The sequence below is a fragment of the Comamonas sp. DB36 genome (assembly GCF_057914905.1).
Genome location: NZ_CP196631.1, coordinates 1,597,124 through 1,615,615, shown reverse-complemented (window position 1 = coordinate 1,615,615; position 18,492 = coordinate 1,597,124). Strand labels below are relative to the sequence as shown.

18 protein-coding genes are annotated in these 18,492 nt (G+C 65.8%); 2 read left to right on the top strand and 16 right to left on the bottom strand.

Annotated elements, in window-relative coordinates; genetic code table 11:
• Positions 1-4: 4 nt before the first annotated feature.
• Positions 5-721 carry a sulfite exporter TauE/SafE family protein gene (locus ACSVDO_RS07685; protein ID WP_489595683.1) on the bottom strand — a complete coding sequence of 239 codons (717 nt, stop codon included), beginning with the start codon at positions 719-721 and terminating at the stop codon, positions 5-7.
• Between the two features lie 179 nt (positions 722-900).
• A complete protein-coding gene (gene hemN / locus ACSVDO_RS07680) occupies positions 901-2,283 on the bottom strand; it encodes an oxygen-independent coproporphyrinogen III oxidase (RefSeq protein WP_332534373.1) in 1,383 nt (460 codons plus the stop codon).
• A 212-nt stretch (positions 2,284-2,495) separates the two neighbouring features.
• On the opposite strand from hemN, the gene fnr reads away from it, so the two are divergent.
• A complete protein-coding gene (gene fnr, locus ACSVDO_RS07675) occupies positions 2,496-3,218 on the top strand; it encodes a fumarate/nitrate reduction transcriptional regulator Fnr (RefSeq protein WP_332534375.1) in 723 nt (240 codons plus the stop codon).
• Positions 3,219-3,242: 24 nt separating this feature from the next.
• On the opposite strand, the gene ACSVDO_RS07670 is transcribed toward fnr, so the two are convergent.
• The 8 genes from ACSVDO_RS07670 to ACSVDO_RS07635 all read right to left on the bottom strand — a co-directional run bounded on the left by ACSVDO_RS07670 (position 3,243) and on the right by ACSVDO_RS07635 (position 9,816).
• Complete coding sequence (locus ACSVDO_RS07670) at positions 3,243-3,527, bottom strand: hypothetical protein (protein WP_332534377.1); 285 nt, start codon at positions 3,525-3,527, stop codon at positions 3,243-3,245.
• An 80-nt stretch (positions 3,528-3,607) separates the two neighbouring features.
• On the bottom strand, positions 3,608-3,895 hold the full coding sequence (locus ACSVDO_RS07665; RefSeq protein ID WP_332534378.1) for a FixH family protein: 288 nt from the start codon (positions 3,893-3,895) through the stop codon (positions 3,608-3,610).
• A 92-nt stretch (positions 3,896-3,987) separates the two neighbouring features.
• Complete coding sequence (gene ccoP / locus ACSVDO_RS07660) at positions 3,988-4,902, bottom strand: cytochrome-c oxidase, cbb3-type subunit III (protein ID WP_489595680.1); 915 nt, start codon at positions 4,900-4,902, stop codon at positions 3,988-3,990.
• Between the two features lie 30 nt (positions 4,903-4,932).
• Positions 4,933-5,073 (bottom strand): cbb3-type cytochrome oxidase subunit 3, encoded by a 141-nt coding sequence (locus tag ACSVDO_RS07655; RefSeq protein WP_184275988.1) that lies wholly within the window; start codon positions 5,071-5,073, stop codon positions 4,933-4,935.
• Between the two features lie 12 nt (positions 5,074-5,085).
• Positions 5,086-5,715 (bottom strand): cytochrome-c oxidase, cbb3-type subunit II, encoded by a 630-nt coding sequence (ccoO, locus tag ACSVDO_RS07650; protein ID WP_332534382.1) that lies wholly within the window; start codon positions 5,713-5,715, stop codon positions 5,086-5,088.
• A 16-nt stretch (positions 5,716-5,731) separates the two neighbouring features.
• Positions 5,732-7,171 (bottom strand): cytochrome-c oxidase, cbb3-type subunit I, encoded by a 1,440-nt coding sequence (gene ccoN, locus ACSVDO_RS07645; RefSeq protein WP_332534384.1) that lies wholly within the window; start codon positions 7,169-7,171, stop codon positions 5,732-5,734.
• A gap of 63 nt (positions 7,172-7,234) precedes the next feature.
• A complete protein-coding gene (gene ccoS / locus ACSVDO_RS07640; protein ID WP_332534385.1) occupies positions 7,235-7,372 on the bottom strand; it encodes a cbb3-type cytochrome oxidase assembly protein CcoS in 138 nt (45 codons plus the stop codon).
• A complete protein-coding gene (locus ACSVDO_RS07635) occupies positions 7,372-9,816 on the bottom strand; it encodes a heavy metal translocating P-type ATPase (protein ID WP_489595678.1) in 2,445 nt (814 codons plus the stop codon). The genes ccoS and ACSVDO_RS07635 overlap by 1 nt, the downstream gene beginning before the upstream one ends.
• A 108-nt stretch (positions 9,817-9,924) precedes the next feature.
• Here ACSVDO_RS07635 and ACSVDO_RS07630 point away from each other — a divergent pair, with 108 nt between their 5' ends.
• The gene (locus tag ACSVDO_RS07630; protein WP_332534389.1) at positions 9,925-10,368 is read left to right on the top strand and encodes a universal stress protein; all 444 of its coding nucleotides are present in this window, start codon (positions 9,925-9,927) and stop codon (positions 10,366-10,368) included.
• A 25-nt stretch (positions 10,369-10,393) separates the two neighbouring features.
• On the opposite strand, the gene ACSVDO_RS07625 is transcribed toward ACSVDO_RS07630, so the two are convergent.
• The 6 genes from ACSVDO_RS07625 to ilvD form a co-directional block, all read right to left on the bottom strand.
• On the bottom strand, positions 10,394-11,953 hold the full coding sequence (locus ACSVDO_RS07625; protein ID WP_332549764.1) for a malonate--CoA ligase: 1,560 nt from the start codon (positions 11,951-11,953) through the stop codon (positions 10,394-10,396).
• 27 nt (positions 11,954-11,980) lie between these two features.
• Positions 11,981-12,799: an enoyl-CoA hydratase/isomerase family protein gene (locus tag ACSVDO_RS07620; protein WP_489595676.1), complete on the bottom strand. Its 819-nt coding sequence runs from the start codon at positions 12,797-12,799 to the stop codon at positions 11,981-11,983.
• A 4-nt stretch (positions 12,800-12,803) separates the two neighbouring features.
• Positions 12,804-13,796: a Bug family tripartite tricarboxylate transporter substrate binding protein gene (locus ACSVDO_RS07615; protein ID WP_332534393.1), complete on the bottom strand. Its 993-nt coding sequence runs from the start codon at positions 13,794-13,796 to the stop codon at positions 12,804-12,806.
• An 80-nt stretch (positions 13,797-13,876) separates the two neighbouring features.
• On the bottom strand, positions 13,877-15,346 hold the full coding sequence (locus tag ACSVDO_RS07610) for a malonyl-CoA decarboxylase (RefSeq protein ID WP_332534395.1): 1,470 nt from the start codon (positions 15,344-15,346) through the stop codon (positions 13,877-13,879).
• 125 nt (positions 15,347-15,471) lie between these two features.
• Positions 15,472-16,293, bottom strand: a complete 822-nt coding sequence (gene lgt, locus ACSVDO_RS07605; RefSeq protein WP_332534397.1) for a prolipoprotein diacylglyceryl transferase — start codon at positions 16,291-16,293, stop codon at positions 15,472-15,474.
• A gap of 254 nt (positions 16,294-16,547) precedes the next feature.
• On the bottom strand, positions 16,548-18,404 hold the full coding sequence (gene ilvD / locus ACSVDO_RS07600) for a dihydroxy-acid dehydratase (protein ID WP_489595674.1): 1,857 nt from the start codon (positions 18,402-18,404) through the stop codon (positions 16,548-16,550).
• Positions 18,405-18,492: the final 88 nt, after the last annotated feature.

Below are 18,492 nucleotides of genomic sequence, written 5' to 3'. Positions count from 1 at the left end.
AACGCTACCTGCACCACAGCGAAGGTTTGTAGACCAGGTCCATCCACAGCGCCCAGGCCGCGACGCCAAACAGCATCAGCCCGGCGGCGCGGCTGCCCCAATCGACGCGCCAGCCATTGAGCCGGCCGCGCAGCTGCCCCCAGAGCCAGGGCGCGGCCACCAGCCACAGCCCGCTGCCGACGGCGAACGCGGCCATGGACAATGCCCCGGCCAGTGCCCCGCCGCTCAGGCCCGCGACCAGCAGCGCCGAATACAGCAGGCCGCAAGGCATCAAGGCCCAGACATAGCCGGTCGCCAGGCTGCCGCCGGGCGCCGTCACCACGGGCTGCACGCGCCGCCACAGCGCGCGGCCCGCTTCCTCTATCCAGGCCGGCTGGCGCGCCTGGACCATCATCAGAATGCCCCAGACCATGATCGCCAGGTGCATGAAAGTCCAGACCGGCCCCATGGCCGTGGTACGCATGTTGAGCCAGGCCAGGCCTTGGACAGCGACCGCGGCCAGCGCGCCCAGGCTCGCATAGCCCGCGATGCGTCCCGCATGAAAAAGAGCGCTGCGCTGCCACAGGCGGCTGCGCCGGCCATGGACCTGGACCACGCTCGCGGATGCTGCGCCGGCCGGCGCCGCAGTCACCAGCGCGCAAGGCGCGGCGCACATGGCCAGGCAATGCGGGCCGCCCATCAGGCCCATCACGGCAGCAGTCCCAACCAGCGAAAGCAACATAAGCCCGGCGCCTGGTCACGCAGGCAAGAAAGTGTGGAGAGCGCGCTTCGACAGGCTCAGCGCGAACGGAGTGCCGCGCTTTGAAAGGCTCAGCGCGAACGGAGTGTTGCGCTTCGACAGGCTGGGCGCGAACGGGAACGAGGTCGGACGCGAACGCCCGGGCCTGGCCGCAGACAAGCCTAGATGATCCGTGAAAACCGCGCGCGGTTCCTGTCGGCCTGCAAATAGCGGTCAAACGTCATGGCTACTGCGCGCACGAAATACCAGCCCAGGGCCGTGACGCGCAGGCTTTCGTCGTCGATTTCCACCATGCCCTGCTGCTGCAGGTCTTCGAGCATCTCCAGCTCGGCCGCGAAGTAGCGCCGCGAATCGATCAGCCAGGCCTGGTCCAGCGATTCGAAGAGCACCTCGCCCTGGCACATCAGCGCCATGATGACCGCGCGCCGAATCAAATCATCGCGGCTGAGCGCCAGGCCGCGCACCACGGGCAGCCGGCCCTGGTTGAGCAGGTCGTAATACTCATCGAGCGTCTTCGCGTTCTGGCTGTAGGTCGCGCCGACCCGGCCAATGGCCGAGACGCCCAGCGCGATCAGGTCGCAGTCGGGCTGGGTGCTGTAGCCCTGGAAATTGCGGTGCAGCCGGCCCTGGCGCTTGGCGACGGCCAGCGCGTCGGTGGGCAGCGCGAAATGGTCCATGCCCACGTACACATAGCCGGCCTCCTGGAAGCTTTCGAGCGAGCGCGCGAGCATGGCCAGCTTGGCGCCCGCGCCGGGCAGCGCCGCGCTGTCGATGCGCCGCTGCGGCTTGAAGCGCTCGGGCAGATGGGCGTAGGCATAGAGCGCGATGCGGTCGGGCCGCAGTTCGCCCACCTGGGCCAGCGTGCGCTCGAACGATTCGGGGGTCTGGCACGGCAGGCCGTAGATCAAGTCGACATTGATCGATTCGAAACCCAGTTCGCGCGCCGCCTGCACGAGCGAAAACACTTGGCTCGCAGGCTGTTCGCGGTGCACGGCCTTCTGCACCTGGGGGTCGAAATCCTGTACACCGAAGCTCAGCCGATTGAAGCCCAACTGCGCAAGAAAAGCCAGGCGTTCGGGCGTCACGGTGCGCGGGTCGACTTCGATCGAATACTCGCCGCCGGGCTGGAACGCGAAGTGGCGGCGCAGCAGCGCCATCAGCTCGGTCAGGCCTGCGTCGGTGAGGAAGGTCGGCGTGCCCCCGCCCAGATGCAGCTGGCTCACGGGCTGGCCCGTGCCGCAGTGCGCGGTATGCAGCGCGACTTCGCGCGCCAGATACTCGAGGTAGGTCTGGGCACGCTCGGGGTGGCGGGTGATGATCTTGTTGCAGGCGCAGTAGTAGCACAGCGCGGCGCAAAACGGGATGTGCACATACAGTGACAGCGGCCGCGCCTGACCGGGCGCACCCTGGCGGCGCTGCGCCAGCGCGAGGGTGTAGTCGTCCTGGCCGAAGGCTTCGACGAAACGGTCGGCCGTCGGGAACGAGGTGTAGCGCGGGCCCGGCACGTCGAAACGCTGCAACAGCTCGGGGGTGATTGCGGTCATGGGGGATCTTTCCTTGCTTTGGCGTACTTTGCCGCATCCCAATCTCCGCGACCTTGATGTCGATCAAGTCTTGCGCAGCCAGGGCCTGCGACAATTTGACGCATATCAGCAGCAGCCGTGACGCCATGTGCTGCGCGCTGCGGCGTTCCATGCGATAAAGGGGGCCGCGCCGCCCGTCAGACTCGCATCGCCAACCCCGAGGTCCCATTCCCATGAATCTACAAGCGATCAAAGCCTCCTGTTCCACCTGCAATCTGCGCGAACTGTGCCTGCCCATAGGCTTGAACGAGGAGCAGATGGAACGCATCGACACCATCGTCGCGGTGCGTCGCAAGGTCAAGCGGGGTGCCCTGCTGTTCCACAACGGCGAAGCGTTCTCTTCGCTCTACGCGATACGCACCGGCTTCTTCAAGACCAGCGTGGCGACCGAAGACGGACGCGACCAGGTCACGGGCTTCCAGATGGCGGGGGAGATCATCGGGCTGGACGGCATCGTCAACGACCACCACACCTGCGATGCGGTCGCGCTCGAGGATGCCGAAGTCTGCGTGATGCCGTTCGACAAGCTCGAGCAGCTGTCGCGCGAAGTCACGGTGCTGCAGAACCACGTGCACAAGGTGATGAGCCGGGAGATCGTGCGCGAGCATGGCGTGATGCTGCTGCTGGGCAGCATGCGCGCCGAGGAACGCCTGGCGGCGTTTGTGCTGAACCTGGTGCAGCGGCTGCACACGCGCGGTTTTTCGGCGTCGGAGCTGGTGCTGCGCATGACGCGCGAGGAAATCGGCAGCTACCTGGGCCTCAAGCTCGAAACCGTGAGCCGCACGTTCTCGAAGTTCGTCGACGAAGGCATCGTCGAAGTCAAGCAACGCCATATCCGCATTCTCGATACCGATGCGCTCAAGCGCATCGTCAACAACCAGCACGGCTGCGAATAACGGCGGCTGCGAGCGCCGGGCGTTTCAGTCCAGCGCCGGTGCGGGATCGCGCAGGCGTGGCGCGTCTTTTTCCCAGCCGTTGACTTCGGCCGGCCCCATGCCCAGCAGACAGGTCAAGGCGCTCGCGCCGCTGATGACCAGCCAGAACGCAAAGAACGACAGCGTATAGAACGTCTGGCGGCTCCAGGTGAGCGCCGCGCCCTGCCACTGGATGTCACTGGGATCGACGAAGCCGAACACCAGCATTTCCATCGCACAGGCCGCCAGGAAAGCAGGCCAGAGAATCCACATCAAGCGTTTTGCCCACATCAGGAACTCCTTTCGCAGCAGGAAATTCATTCTGCAGCCAAAGCCGCCTGCGGGCGCTGCGGAAAACCCGCGTACCGGCGTCAGCGGTCGGTGGGCACGTGTTCGGCCGGCGTCGCCGCGTGGTTGCGGCCGGTCAGCGCGGGCGCAAGGCGCAGGTCGGGTTTCTCGGACAGCGTCTGGTTGATCTCCACGCCGTGGCGGTAGTAGTCGGGATCGATCACCGGATCGGGATGGGCAGCAGCGATCCAGAACGTGACCAGGCCGGCGACCACGACCACGGCCGGGCCGCCGATCACCATCCAGACAAAACCGAATTTCCACCAGGGCCGGGGATCGTGTGCGGGAGCGTTGGCAGGATTTTGCGACATGGTGCGGCTTTCAAGGTTGCGGTCCGGGCGCCGGCGCTGCACGGCGTGCGGACGAAAAAAAAGGGCGGCAGCGCCGCCCCGAGTCGGCGCTATCAGCGCGCGGTGGCAGGCTTGCGCGAGAGGCTCCAGACGTAGGAGGTCAGCACATCGATCTGTCCTTCGGTCAGCTTGGCCTTTTGCGCCGGCATCTGGTTTTGCTTGCCGTTGGTGATGATGTCGATGATCGCGGCTTCACCCCAGCCATGCAACCAGATATCGTCGGTCAGGTTGGGCGCGCCCAAAGCGTGGTTGCCCTTGCCGTCCATGCCGTGGCACGCGGCGCAGGCCGCGAACTTGGACTTGCCCAGCGAAGCGCGCAGCGAATCGTTGGGGCTGCCCGACAGGCTCAGCACGTAGTGCGCCAGATTGCGCACGTCTTCGGGCGTGCCCACGGCCGCGGCCATCGGCGGCATGATGCCGAAACGGCCTTCGGTGATGGTGGTCTTGATGGTTTCGGGATCGCCGCCATACAGCCAGTCGCCGTCGGTCAGGTTGGGAAAGCTCTTGCCGCCCGCCGCGTCCGAGCCGTGGCATTGCGAGCAGTTGTTCATGAACAGGCGCTCGCCTATGGCCATGGCCTGCGGGTCTTCGGCACGCTCCTCGTGCGTCATCGTCGCGAAGCGCGCATAAAGCGGCTCGATCTGCGCCTTGGCCTTGGCCATTTCGGCCTCGTAGGCGCCGACCTGCGACCAGCCCAGCTTGCCCGACATCGATCCCAGGCCCGGATAGGCCACGAGATAGACGATGCCGAAGATCACGGTGATGACGAACAGCCACACCCACCAGCGTGGCAAGGGGTTGTTCAGTTCGCGCAGGTCGCCGTCCCAGACGTGGCCCGTGGTGTTGTCCCCGGTGGACATGACTTTCTTGCGCGCCGTGAAAAGCAGCAGCAGCGCGCAAAAAAGTATGCCGCCCAGTGTCAGCACGATCACGAAGATCGACCAGAAATTGTTTACGAAATCGCTCATGGGTTGTTCTCGTTATGCGGACAGGACTCTTCAGTCCTGTTCAAAGGGCAACTGCGCAGCCTCGTCGAAGCGGGCCTGGTTGCGGCGGGCGTAAGCCCACCACCAGATGCCCACGAAGAAGGCAAAAGACGCCAGCGTGACCACGATGCGCATGGTGGTGATGATGTCCATGGTGCTTTCCTCTTACTTCAGTGCCGTGCCAAGAACCTGCAGGTAGGCGATGACGGCTTCCATTTCCGTCTTGCCCTTGACCTCGTCGGTCGCGGCCTTGATCTCGTCGTCCGTGTAGGGCACGCCCACGCGGCGCAGCGCCGTCATGTGCGTGGCTATCGACTCATGGTCCGCAGGTGTCTTGGCCAGCCAGGCGTAGGCGGGCATGTTCGACTCGGGCACCACGTCGCGGGGATTGGTCAAGTGGATGCGATGCCATTCATCGCTGTACTTGCCGCCCACGCGGTGCAGGTCGGGACCGGTGCGCTTGGAACCCCATTGGAATGGGTGGTCATAGACGAACTCGCCGGCGACCGAGTAGTGGCCATAGCGCAGCGTTTCGGCATAGAAGGGGCGGATCATCTGCGAGTGGCAGTTGTAGCAGCCTTCGCGCTGGTAGATGTCGCGGCCCACCAGTTGCACCGCGGTGTAGGGCTTGACGCCCTGCACGGCTTCGGTGGTCGACTTCTGGTAGAACAGCGGCACGATTTCGGCCAGACCGCCGACGGCCACGACCAGCAAGGTCAGCACGATCATCCAGAAGTTGCTGGTTTCCACCTTCTCGTGGGTGAATCCGCTCGATTTTTTGTTTTGATCAGACATGTGAGGCTCCTAGAACTCAGGCGTGGGCCTGGTTCACTGCGGGAATGGCGACCTTGACCGAACGACCGTTGATGACCGTCTTCCAGGTGTTCCAGGCCATGACCAGCATGCCGCCCAGGTACAGCAGACCACCGACCACGCGGATCACGTAGAACGGATAGGTCGCCTTCACGCTCTCGACGAAGGTGTAGGTCAGCGTACCGTCAGGGTTGACCGCACGCCACATCAGGCCCTGCATCACGCCGGCAATCCACATCGCGGCGATGTACAGCACGATGCCAATGGTCGCCATCCAGAAGTGCAGCTCGATCGCGGGCACGGAATACATCTTGTCCTTGCCGAACAGGCGCGGGATCAGGTAGTAGAGCGAACCCATGGTGATCAGACCGACCCAGCCAAGCGCACCCGAGTGCACGTGGCCAATGGTCCAGTCGGTGTAATGCGACAGCGCATTCACGGTCTTGATCGCCATCATCGGGCCTTCGAAGGTCGACATGCCGTAGAACGACAGCGCCACGATAAGGAAGCGCAGGATGGGGTCATCGCGCAGCTTGTGCCAGGCGCCCGACAGCGTCATCACGCCGTTGATCATGCCGCCCCAGCTCGGTGCCAGCAGGATGATGGAGAACACCATGCCCACGGATTGCGTCCAGTCGGGCAGCGCCGTGTAGTGCAGGTGATGCGGGCCGGCCCACATGTAGGTGAAGATCAGCGCCCAGAAGTGGACGATGGACAGGCGGTAGCTGTAGACCGGACGACCGGCCTGCTTGGGGATGAAGTAGTACATCATGCCCAGGAAGCCGGCGGTGAGCAGGAAGCCCACGGCGTTGTGGCCGTACCACCACTGGATCATCGCGTCCTGCACGCCCGCATAGGCCGAGTAGCTCTTCATCCAGCTCGCGGGAATGGCGATGTTGTTGAAGATGTGCAGCAGCGCGATCGCAATGATGTAGGCACCGAAGAACCAGTTGGCCACATAGATGTGCTTGACCTTGCGGATGCCTATGGTGCCGAAGAACACGATCGCGTAGCTGACCCAGGTGACCAGGATCAACAGATCGATGGGCCATTCGAGTTCGGCGTATTCCTTGCTCTGGGTATAACCCAGGGGCAGGCTGATCACGGCGCCGACGATCACCAGCTGCCAGCACCAGAAGGTGAGGCTAGCGAGCTTGGGCATGAACAGCCCGGTCTGGCAGGTGCGCTGCACCACGTAGTAGCTGGTGGCGAACAGCGCGCTGCCGCCAAACGCAAAGATCACCGCATTGGTATGCAGCGGCCGCAGGCGGCCAAAGCTCAGCCATGGCACACCGAAGTTGAGTTCTGGCCAGGCGAGCTGGGCGGCGATAAGCACGCCGACCGCCATGCCTATCACCCCCCAGACCACGGCCATTATCGAAAACTGTCTTACGACCTTATCGTCGTAATGCACAGCACTGTTTTTTAGAACGTCCATCGCGCACCTCTTGTATTGCTTGCAAAGTGTTTATCCACCGGGCTTCTGGTGTATTGATACATGTCAATCGTTTCTCAGAATCCGCTCCCCCTCTTGCTCCACACTCTCGAACTGGCCTCGGTAGACTGCCCACCAAAGGGCGGCCACGATGACCAGTACCAGGATTACCGATAACGGGATCAGCAAATAGAGAATTTCCATCAGATCGCTCCTGTCAGGCCCACGGCCGGCTGCACGGCAGGACAAGCCGGCGCATCGACCATCGTCAGCGGCATGGCGCGCGCCAGGCGCGCCGCATTGAGCACCACCAGCAGCGAACTCAGCGCCATTCCCAGGCCGGCCAGCCAGGCCGGCATCCAGCCGACGACCGCCAGCGGCACCGAGACCGCGTTGTAGGCAGCGGCCCAGCACAGGTTCTGGCGCACGATGCGCAAGGTGCGCCGCGCCAGCAGCAGCGTCTGGGCGACCAGCTCGAGATGGTCGCCCAGCACCACGAAATCGGAGCGCGACTGCGCCAGCGGCACCGCGCGGCCAAACGCAAAGGAGACATGGGCGCCGGCAAGCACCGGGCCGTCGTTGAGGCCGTCGCCGCACATGGCCACATGGCGGCCGGCGGCCTGCTCGGACTGCAGGCGTGAGAGCTTGTCCTGGGGCGTGCAATCGCCCACCGCGACATCGATGCCGGTCTGCGCGGCAATGCGCTGCACGGCCGCATCGCGGTCGCCCGACAGCAGCAGCACGCGGATGCCCGCGGCGCGCAGCTGCGCCACGACGGCCGGCGCCTCGGCGCGCAAGTCCTCGCTCAGACCGAAGCGCATGAGCTCGCGCGGCTGGCCCTGGCCGTCTTCTTCGGTGAGCACCACCTGCTGCAGCGCCGACGCGCCCTGCTCCAGCGCACCCGTATGGCGCACCGAGCCCAGGCGGAACTGGCGCAGCCGTTCGGGCTGCAGGCTGTCGCGCACCACGGCGATCAGGCCGAAACCCGCACGTTCCTGCACCTGCACGATCTGCCAGCGCGCGGCCTGCGCCTGCGCCGCGGCATCATTGTCGGCCGCGCGCGCCACGGCGCGCGAGGCCGGATGCACAGACTGGCGCGCGAGCAGGCCCGCCAGCGCCAAGGCCTCGTCGGCATCGACACCCACGCCTGCCTGCAGGTTGCGCACGGCCATGCCGTCGCGCGTGAGCGTGCCGGTCTTGTCGAACACCAGCGTATCGACCGCGGCCAGGGCTTCCAGGCCCTGCAGATTGCGCACCAGCACGCCACTGCGCGCCAGCGTGCCCGCCGCAGTCAGCATGGCCACGGGCGTGGCCAGCGACAGCGCACAGGGGCAGGTCACGATCAGCACCGCCACCGCGACCATCATCGCGTGGCTGGGGTCGGTGGGCCACCACCAGGCCGCGGCCAGGCCGGCGGCCAGCAGCACGGCGATCAGGAACGGGCGCGCGATGCGGTCGGCGAGCTGCGCCAGCCGGGGCTTTTGCAGCGACGCGCTTTCCATCAGCGCGACGATCTGCGCGAACTGCGTGCCCTCGCCCACGGCGCGCACGCGCACCTGCACCACGGCGTCAAGGTTGTAGCTGCCGGCCGCGACCGCATCGCCCACATGGCGCAGCACGGGCGTCGACTCGCCCGTGAGCAGCGCTTCGTCGGCATGGGTACTGCCGGCGACGATTTCGCCGTCGGCGGGAAAGGCTTCGCCTGGCAGCACGCGCACCGTGTCGCCGGACTGCAGGCGGCGCGTTGCGACGCGCTCCCAGCTGCCGTCGGCCAGGCGCCGCTCGACGCTGTCGGGCAGGCGGTTCATCACGGCTTCGAGCGCACCCGCGGTGCGGTCGCGCAGCCGCATCTCAAGCAGCCGGCCCGAGAGCAGGAAAAAGACGAACATCGTCAGCGAGTCGAAGAACACTTCGCGGCCGAACGGGCCTGAAGGGTCGAACGTGCCCATGGTGCTCACGACGAAAGTGATCAGCATGCCCAGCGCGACCGGCAGGTCCATGCTCACGCGGCGCGCGCGGATGTCGCGCAACGCATTCGAGAAGAACGGCCCGCAGGCAAACAGCACAACAGGCAGCGACAGCACCCACGAGGCCCAGCGCAGCAGCGTTTCCATCTCCTGCGTGAGATCGCCGGGCTTGGACGAATACGCGGGCCAGGCGTACATCATGACCTGCATCATGCACAGCCCGGCGACCAGCCAGCGCCACAGCGCACGCCGGCTTTCGCGCTTGCGGATCTCGCGCGCAAACGCATCGCGCGCCGGAAACGCCCGGTAGCCCGCGCGCTCGACGGCGGCAATCCATTCGGAGGGCAGCACCTGGGAAGGCTTCCAGACCACGCGTGCACGCTGCGTCGCGGCGCTGACTTCGGCGCGCTCGACGCCAGGCACGCTGCGCAGCGCGTCCTCGATCGTCAGCGCGCAGGCGGCACAATGCATGCCGTGCAAAACCACATGGGAATCCCATGTGAGGGAAGCATCTGGTGGGGGTTCGGTTTCGTGGGTGGCAGTCGGCCCGACGGGCCTCCCAAATGCACTCCACTCCTGTGGGTCGTCCAGCAGCGAAGCGCTTGCCTCGGTGGACAGGGGGCCGAAATCGAGCGCTACCGTCTCCGTCGCTGCGGACGGTTCGGGAATCTTGTAGGACATGGCGCAAGCGTAACTGGGGCGAATCATACGCGTATTGATCTTCATCAATTGCGAAAAGCCAGATAAGCTTGAGTATCGGATCCATCCACGTTTAACTCAGGAGGCCGTATGTACCAACGCATTCTCATCGCCACCGATGGCTCCCCGCTGTCCGACCAGGCTGTCGAAAGTGGGCTATCACTCGCAGCGCTGTGCAAGGCCAGCGTCGTGGTCGTCAAAGTCGTTCCGCTCTATTCGCGCAGCTACCTCGAGGGCGGCGACTACACCAGCATCGATGATGTCAAGCGCATCGAGGACCAGTGGGTGCACAGCGCGCAGCAACTGCTCAACGGCATCGTCGCCACCGGAGAAGCGCGCGGCGTCGCCGTGAAAACCTGCGTAATGAAGTCGGACTTGGTCGCCGAAACGCTGATCGACGTCGCCAAGGAGCATGGCGCCGACCTGATCATCATGGCTTCGCATGGCCGCAAGGGCATCAAGCGCCTGCTGCTGGGCAGCGAAACCCAGCATGTGCTGACGCATTCGACCGTGCCTGTACTGGTGCTGCGTTGAACGCCGCCTGGGCGGCGTTCGCCGCTCAGGCCGCGAACAGCTGCTGATACTGGGCACGCAGCAGATTCTTCTGCACCTTGCCCATGGTGTTGCGCGGCAGCTCGTCGACCACGAAGCAGCGCTTGGGAATCTTGAAATTCGCGAGCTGCCCCTTCAATGCGTCGACCAGCGGCTGGGCCTGCAGCTGCGCGCCCGCCTTGGCCACGACCACGGCCACGCCGACTTCGCCGAAGTCAGGATGCGGCACGCCCACGAGCGCGCTTTCGGCCACGCCCGGCAGGTCGTTGATGAAGCTTTCGACTTCCGCGGGATAGACGTTGTAGCCGCCCGAAATGATCAGGTCCTTGCTGCGCCCGACGATGCTCACGTAGCCGCGGGCATCGATGCGGCCCACGTCGCCGGTCTTGAACCAGCCATCTGCCGTGAACTCCTCGGCGGTCTTTTCCGGCATGCGCCAGTAGCCCGGAAACACGTTGGGTCCGCGCACCTGGATATTGCCGATCTCGTCGACAGCCGCGGCTTCGCCCGCATCGTTGACGACCCGCACGCCCACGCCGGGCAGCGCAAAGCCCACGGTGCCGGGGCGGCGCTCGGACTGCCCGCCCTGCGCGGCATCAGGGCCCCAGGGGTTGGACGTCAGCATGATGGTCTCGCTCATGCCGTAGCGCTCGAGAATGGTGTGGCCGGTGCGCTGCTGCCAGGCCGCATGGGTTTCGGTCAGCATGGGTGCCGAGCCCGAGACGAACAACCGCATGTGGGCCGTGGCCGCGGGCGTCAGGCGCGCGTCGGCGAGCATGCGCACATAGAGCGTGGGCACGCCCATGAAAACCGTGGCGTCGCGCATGCGCGCGATCACCGCCGCCGGGTCGAACTTCGCGAACCAGATCATCTTGCTGCCGTTGAGCAAGGCGCCGTGGATGGCGACGAACAGGCCATGCACGTGGAAGATGGGCAGCGCATGGATCAGCACATCATCGGGCTGCCAGCCCCAGTATTCCTTGAGCACGCGCGCATTGGACAGCATGTTGCCATGCGTGAGCATCGCGCCCTTGCTGCGGCCCGTGGTGCCGCTGGTGTAGAGGATGGCCGCGAGGTCGTCGGCGCCGCTGGCCACGGGCACATGGTGATCGCTGTGGTGGGCCGCGCGCTCGAGCAGGCTGCCGCTGCGGTCGTCGCCCAGCGTGAACACCGACTGGGTGCCGGCCTGGAACGCGATCTTGGACACCCAGCCGAAATTGCCCGGCGAACAGACCACGACCGCGGGCTCGGCGTTGGCGATGAAGTATTCGATCTCGGCGCTCTGGTAGGCGGTGTTGAGCGGCAGGAACACATGGCCGGCGCGCAGCGTGGCCAGGTACAGGATCAGTGCCTCGACCGATTTCTCGACCTGCACCGCAATCCGGCTGCGCGCCGGAAGTTGCAGCGAAGCGAGCAGATTGGCGATGCGCGCGCTGGCCTGATCGAGGTCGCGCCAGGTATAGAACAGGCTGTGGCCGTCGGCGCCTATGGCCTCGACGGCCGTGGCATCGAGGTCCGAAGGAAAGGCCGCGCGCAGCGCGCCAAACAGGTTGTCGTCAGAAAGCATGGAAATCTCGAAAAAGTTCGTGGACATTCAAAACGCCGGGGCCCGCTTTTCCAGGAAGGCGGCTATGCCCTCCCGATGCTCCGCCCCATCGGCATAGGCATACACATCATCGCCGGGCCGGCCCTGCACGCCCTGCCCTGCGAGCGCCTGCGCGGCAGCCAGCGGCGCGGCCAGCAGCGCGCGCAATATCTGCTTATTGTGGCGCGCGGCCTGGGGCGCGAGCGCTGCGACGCGCTGCGCGCTGGCCAGCGCCGCAGCCTGCAGTTGATCATCGTCAACGACGCTGCCGACAAAGCCGCGCGCCGCCATTTCCGCGGCGCTGAAGGTCGCGGCTTCGAGCAGCATCTGGCGCGCGGTCAGCGCGCCCACGGCCGAAGCCACGAGCGCGGCCTCGCGCGGCGCCATGGGAAAGCCCAGGCGCGCAATCGGCGCGCCAAAGCGCGCCGAGGCCGCTGCCAGCCGCAGATCAGCGCAGGCCGCGATCTCCACGCCCGCGCCCATGCAGGCACCCGAGATCGCAGCCACGATGGGTACATCGCAGGCCAGCATCGCCGACAGGCCGCCCCAGACGGCGCCCTCATGGAAGTCGCGCAGGCGCGCGGCATCGAAACGGAAATCCGGGTACTCGGAGATATCCCCTCCCGCGCAGAACGCGGTCTCGCCGGCGTCGCTGCTGCCTTCGATGAGCACGCAGCGCACGGTGGCATCGGCCTGGAAGGCCACAAAGGCCGCGCGCAAGGCGCGCCACATCGCCACCGACATCGCATTGCGCTTGCCCGCATGCAACAGCTGCACGCGCACGATGCCGGCCGCATCCTGCGGCAGGACTTTCACTTCACCCGACATTCGTTCACTCCACCTTTGCACCCGAGGCCTTGACCACCTGGGCCCAGCGCTTGACTTCACCCGAGACCATGGCCGCGAACTGCTCCTTGCTCAGACTGCCGTATTCGGCGCCATTTTGCGCCCAGATGGCCTTGATTTCAGGCGTCTGGCCCAGACGGCGAACTTCCTCGAGCATGTGGTTCTGCTGCTCCAGCGGCGTGTTCTTCGGCGCCCACAGGCCGTACCAGGTGGTCACGGTGTAGTCGGGCAGACCCACTTCGGCCGCGCAGGGTACGTCGGGCAGCGAAGGATTGCGCTTGCTGCCCGAGACCATCAGCGCCTTGATGCGCCCGCCCTTGATATGCGCCGCCGAGGAGCCCAGGCCGTCGAACATCATGTCGACATTGCCGCCCATCAGATCCTGCAGCGCCGGGCCTGCGCCGCGGTAGGGAATGTGCGTGACGAAGGTATTGGTCTGCAGCTTGAACAGTTCGCCCGCCAGATGGTGCGAAGTGCCCGGGCCGGCCGAAGCGTAGTTGAAGCTGCCGGGCTTGCGGCGCAGATCGGCAATCAGTTCCTGGATCGTCTTGGCGGTGACGGTGCGCGGATTGACCACCACCACCTGCGGCACGCTGGCCAGCAGCGCCAGCGGAACGAAGTCGCGCTCCAGGTCGTAATCCAGCCGCGCATAGACCGAAGGCGCAATCACATGGTGGGTGCCGCCCATGAAGTAGTTGTAGCCGTCGGCCGGCGCCTTGGCCGCGAAGCTTGCGCCCAGCGTGCCGCCCGCGCCGCCGCGGTTGTCGATGATCAGCGTCTTGCCCGTGCTCTTGGAGAACTGCGCGGCAAACGGGCGCGCAAACGCATCGGTGCCGCCGCCCGCGGGAAAGGGCACGACCAGGTTGACGGGCTTGGTCGGCCAGCCCGGGCTCTGCGCCCAGCTGCTGCCCGTGAGCGCGACCATGGCCGCGGCCGCCGCGCGCAGTGCGTCGCGGCGTTGCAAAGAGATATCCGGCATCGCTTGTCTCCTGTGTTTCTTGTGTTTTCAGCGCGCTGCTGCCCGCAGCCCGCAGGGGTGGCGCTGCGCGCCGCCCCTGCTCAGCCCTTGATCAGGCTTTCGATGTCGCGAGACACCGGCATCCGGCCCTGCGCCAGCAGGCCTCGATGTTTGTCGATCTTCTTGAGGTCGTAGAGGTAATTGACCATGAGCCCGAACGACTGCTTGGCTCCCTTGGCAGAAGGGTCTCCCCCCCAGTTCAGGCGCTCCACGCGCGCGCCGTTGCCCAGGTGAAAACGCGCCACCGGATCGAGCGGCTTGCCGTTGTTGCTTTCCTTGCCCAGGTAGTGCGCGGCGCACCACAGCAGCGCGCGCCGCACGGGCGAGTTCTGCGGCAGCTGTGCGGCCTTTTCGGCGGCTTCGAGCAGCAGCGCGGCATCGAGCTCGGCCTTGGGCGCCAGGCCCAGCGCGCGCGCGAGTTCGCCGCGCGGCTTGTCGCTCATGCGCGCCAGCAGCGGCGTGCCGTTCTTCGCCAGCCAGCTGCGAAAGCCCGGAATCGGCGACAGCGTGGCAAAGGTGCGCAGCCGCGGAAATTCGGCGCTCAGCGTCTGCGCCACATGCTTGATCAGCGAGTCGCCGAAGCTCACGCCGCGCAGGCCGGTCTGGGTGTTGCTGATCGAATAGAAGATCGCCGTGCTGGCGCGGCTGATGTCGGCCGTGGCCGCGCTTTCGTCGAGCAGCGGCGTGATGCTGTCCGAGATGTCGTCGACCAGCGCGACCTCGACGAAGATCAGCGGCTCGCCCGGCAGGCGGGGATGGAAGAAGCCATAGCAGCGGCGGTCGCTGTCGAGCCGGTTCTTCAGATCGGTCCAGCTGCGGATGTCGTGCACCGCCTCGTACTGGATCAGCTTCTCGAGCAGCGACGCGGGCGAGTCCCAGCTGAGCCGCTGCAGTTCGAGAAACGCCACATCGAACCAGGTCGAGAACAGGTGCTCGAGTTCGGCGTCCAGCGCCGCGAAACGCTTGTCGGATTTGGGCAGCGCCAGCAGCTCCGAGCGCAGGTCGAGCAGAAAGCGCATTCCGCCCGCGGGCACGGCAAAGCGCTGCAGCAGCCGCGTGCGCGCCGACGACAGCGCGCGCCGCAGCGCGATCTCGGCCTGACCGCGCTCGATTTCGGAATCGGCCTCGTCATAGTGCTGGCGCGCGCGCTGCAGGCGTTCGGCGTCGGGGCCGAACTGCTCGCAGACCAGCAACCACAGATCCTGGCGCTCGGCGGGCGCGGCCGCCGCATACCAGTCGATCACATCCTTGGCGCGGCGCCCGCCTTCGACTTCGCTGACCTGCTCGGCAGAAGCCGCCTGCAGGTCTTCCATGAGCCGGCGCAGCACGCGCGGCGCCAGCGCTTCCGCGCCGCGGCGCAATGTCGCCTTGAGGCGCTCATGGGTGGTGCGCACCGACGGCGCCTTGGCCGCGGGCTTGCTTTCTTCGGCCGGCGCTTGCGCCTTTTCGGCCGACTCCGACGTACGCAGCTTAGACACGCCGCGCGTAATCCATTCCGATGCCAGATTCATGCAGCAGGTCCTTATGACAACCAGGGCAGGATGCCATGCTCATGCCCTTGTCACCATTATGGGTTGCCCTGCCCTGGTGACTTCAGCCGCGCAGAGTTTTTACATGTCGCATCGGCGACACCCAATCAGGCGACGCTGCGCTGCGGCTGGCGCTGGGCCCAGAGCCACAGGCCCACGCCTGCGGCCATCATCGGCAGACACAGCCACTGGCCCATGCTCAAGCCCATGGACAGCAGGCCCAGGTAGTCGTCGGGCTCGCGGAAATATTCCGCAATGAAACGCAGCAGGCCGTAGCCGAACAGGAAGGCCGCGGCCACCTGGCCCTGGCGATGCTCCTTGCGCGCATAAAGCCACAGCAGCACGAACAGCAGCAGGCCTTCCAGCAGGAACTGGTAGATCTGCGAGGGGTGGCGCGGCTGCATGGAGCCGCTTTGCGCAAAGACCATGCCCCAGGGCAGATCAGGGCTGGAGAACCGGCCCCAGAGCTCGCCGTTGATGAAGTTGCCTATGCGCCCGGCCGCCAGGCCCGTGGGCACGCAGGGCGCGACAAAGTCGGCGACCTGCAGCCAGGGGCGGCGACGCGAATGCGCAAACCACAGCATGGCGCCGATCACGCCCAGCAGGCCGCCGTGAAACGCCATTCCGCCCTGCCAGACCGCAAACACTTCGAGCGGGTGCGACAGGTAATAAGAAGGCTTGTAGAACAGGCAGTAACCCAGGCGCCCGCCGATCACCACCCCGACCACGCCCAGGAACAGGATGTCCTCCACGTCCTTGCGCGTCCAGGCCTGCTCGCCCGTGAGCCGCGCGAACGGCGGATGGCGCAGGCGCTTGATGCCCAGCAACATGAACAGGCCGAAAGCGGCCAGATAGGTAAGGCCGTACCAGTGCACGGCAATCGGGCCGAGCTGCAGCGCGATGGGGTCGATTTGGGGGTAGATCAGCATTCACTGATTGTGCCGCAGACCGGGGCGGTGGCTGTGAAAGTGGGGTGACAGGGCTTGCGCCAAATGGCACCGCCATGCCAGTTGCCATGAGCACAGGCCGTTCATCCTTCGACGCGGCCGACGAGGCGGGCTCAGGACGAACGAAGTGCCAAGACCCGCGAGCGCCGTTCGTGGTGAGCCACGAACGCCCAGCCCTCATGATCCAGGCTCAGACCGTTCATCCTGACGACTCAGGACAAACGGTCTTGCACAGTTCAATCCAGCAAGGACAGATCCCGCACCGCGCCCTTGTCGGCCGACATCACCAGCTTGGCATAGGCCTTGAGCGCGGCCGAGACCTTGCGCGGACGCGGCTTGGCGGGCTTCCAGCCCTTGGCGTTCTGGGCCTCGCGGCGCAGCGCCAGCTCTGCATCGCTGACCAGCACGTTGATCGTGCGGTTGGGGATGTCGATCAGGATGCGGTCGCCGTCCTGCACCAGGCCGATCGCGCCACCGGCCGCGGCTTCGGGCGAGCAGTGGCCTATGGACAGACCCGAAGTGCCGCCCGAAAAGCGCCCGTCGGTCAGCAGCGCGCAGGCCTTGCCCAGGCCCTTGGACTTGATGTAGCTCGTGGGGTAGAGCATTTCCTGCATGCCCGGGCCGCCCTTGGGGCCTTCGTAGCGCACGATCACGATGTCGCCGGCCTGGACCTTGTCGGCCAGGATGTTTTCCACGGCTTCGTCCTGCGACTCGGTCACATGGGCGCGGCCTTCGAACACCAGCAGCGTGTCATCGACGCCCGCGGTCTTGACCACGCAGCCGTCGACGGCAATGTTGCCCGTGAGCACGGCCAGGCCGCCTTCAAGCGAGAACGCGTGTTCCACCGAACGGATGCAGCCTTCGGCGCGATCGGTGTCCAGGCTGGGCCAGCGCGTGCTCTGGCTGAACGCCGTCTGCGTGGGAATGCCCGCAGGGCCGGCCTTGTAGAACGTCTGCACGGCTTCGCTGGGCGCGCGTGCGATGTCCCACTCGTCGAGCGCATCCTTGAGCGTGCCGCCGTAGACCGTGGGCACATCGGTGTGCAGCCGGCCCGCGCGGTCGAGTTCACCCAGGATGGCCATGATGCCGCCCGCACGGTGCACGTCTTCGATGTGGTACTTGTTGGTGTTGGGCGCGACCTTGCACAGCTGGGGCACGGTGCGCGACATGCGGTCGATGTCGGCCATGCCGAAGTCGATCTCGGCTTCCTGGGCAATTGCCAGCAGGTGCAGGATGGTGTTGGTCGAGCCGCCCATGGCGATGTCCAGCGTGATCGCGTTCTCGAAGGCCTTCTTGCCCACCGAGCGCGGCAGCGCCGATTCGTCGTCGCCTTCGTAATAGCGCTTGGCGAGTTCCACGATGGTCCGGCCGGCGCGCAGGAACAGCTGTTCGCGGTCCGAATGCGTGGCCAGCACCGTGCCGTTGCCCGGCAGCGACAGGCCCAGGGCTTCGGTCAGGCAGTTCATCGAATTGGCGGTGAACATGCCCGAGCACGAACCGCAGGTGGGACAGGCCGAGCGTTCGACTTCGGCGACCTGTTCGTCGGTGTACTGGTCGTCGGCGGCCATCACCATGGCGTCGACCAGGTCGAGCTTCTTGAATTCGATCTTGTGCGTCGTGGGGTTGGCCAGCTTGACCTTGCCGGCTTCCATCGGACCGCCCGACACGAAGATCACGGGAATGTTCAGCCGCATCGCGGCCATCAGCATGCCGGGGGTGATCTTGTCGCAGTTGGAGATGCACACCAGCGCGTCGGCGCAGTGGGCATTGACCATGTATTCGACCGAGTCGGCAATGATGTCGCGGCTGGGCAGCGAATACAGCATGCCGTCGTGGCCCATGGCAATGCCGTCATCGACTGCGATGGTGTTGAATTCCTTGGCGACGCCGCCCGCCCGCTCGATCTCGCGCGCCACCAGCTGGCCCAGGTCCTTCAGATGCACGTGGCCGGGCACGAACTGGGTGAAGGAATTGGCAATGGCGATGATGGGCTTGCTGAAATCTTCGTCCTTCATGCCGGTGGCACGCCACAGGGAGCGCGCACCAGCCATGTTGCGGCCGGCAGTGGAAGTCTTGGAACGGTATGCGGGCATGGTGAGTATGAGAAAGGGTTGCGGGAAAGCTCGTGGGATGGTGGCAATTATGTCGCACCTGACCCCATGCTGCTGCCCGCAGGGTCAG

Bases quoted from the DNA above. Each gene is read 5' to 3' on its own strand.
- lgt (WP_332534397.1), bottom strand. From the start codon at position 16,293: ATGCTGATCTACCCCCAAATCGACCCCATCGCGCTGCAGCTCGGCCCG.
- ACSVDO_RS07625 (WP_332549764.1), bottom strand. From the start codon at position 11,953: ATGCTTTCTGACGACAACCTGTTTGGCGCGCTGCGCGCGGCCTTTCCT.
- ACSVDO_RS07630 (WP_332534389.1), top strand. From the start codon at position 9,925: ATGTACCAACGCATTCTCATCGCCACCGATGGCTCCCCGCTGTCCGAC.
- ACSVDO_RS07665 (WP_332534378.1), bottom strand. From the start codon at position 3,895: ATGTCGCAAAATCCTGCCAACGCTCCCGCACACGATCCCCGGCCCTGG.
- ACSVDO_RS07610 (WP_332534395.1), bottom strand. From the start codon at position 15,346: ATGAATCTGGCATCGGAATGGATTACGCGCGGCGTGTCTAAGCTGCGT.
- hemN (WP_332534373.1), bottom strand. From the start codon at position 2,283: ATGACCGCAATCACCCCCGAGCTGTTGCAGCGTTTCGACGTGCCGGGC.
- fnr (WP_332534375.1), top strand. From the start codon at position 2,496: ATGAATCTACAAGCGATCAAAGCCTCCTGTTCCACCTGCAATCTGCGC.
- ACSVDO_RS07620 (WP_489595676.1), bottom strand. From the start codon at position 12,799: ATGTCGGGTGAAGTGAAAGTCCTGCCGCAGGATGCGGCCGGCATCGTG.
- ccoS (WP_332534385.1), bottom strand. From the start codon at position 7,372: ATGGAAATTCTCTATTTGCTGATCCCGTTATCGGTAATCCTGGTACTG.
- ACSVDO_RS07655 (WP_184275988.1), bottom strand. From the start codon at position 5,073: ATGGACATCATCACCACCATGCGCATCGTGGTCACGCTGGCGTCTTTT.
- ACSVDO_RS07670 (WP_332534377.1), bottom strand. From the start codon at position 3,527: ATGTGGGCAAAACGCTTGATGTGGATTCTCTGGCCTGCTTTCCTGGCG.
- ccoO (WP_332534382.1), bottom strand. From the start codon at position 5,715: ATGTCTGATCAAAACAAAAAATCGAGCGGATTCACCCACGAGAAGGTG.
- ccoP (WP_489595680.1), bottom strand. From the start codon at position 4,902: ATGAGCGATTTCGTAAACAATTTCTGGTCGATCTTCGTGATCGTGCTG.
- ACSVDO_RS07615 (WP_332534393.1), bottom strand. From the start codon at position 13,796: ATGCCGGATATCTCTTTGCAACGCCGCGACGCACTGCGCGCGGCGGCC.
- ACSVDO_RS07685 (WP_489595683.1), bottom strand. From the start codon at position 721: ATGTTGCTTTCGCTGGTTGGGACTGCTGCCGTGATGGGCCTGATGGGC.
- ACSVDO_RS07635 (WP_489595678.1), bottom strand. From the start codon at position 9,816: ATGTCCTACAAGATTCCCGAACCGTCCGCAGCGACGGAGACGGTAGCG.
- ccoN (WP_332534384.1), bottom strand. From the start codon at position 7,171: ATGGACGTTCTAAAAAACAGTGCTGTGCATTACGACGATAAGGTCGTA.
- ilvD (WP_489595674.1), bottom strand. From the start codon at position 18,404: ATGCCCGCATACCGTTCCAAGACTTCCACTGCCGGCCGCAACATGGCT.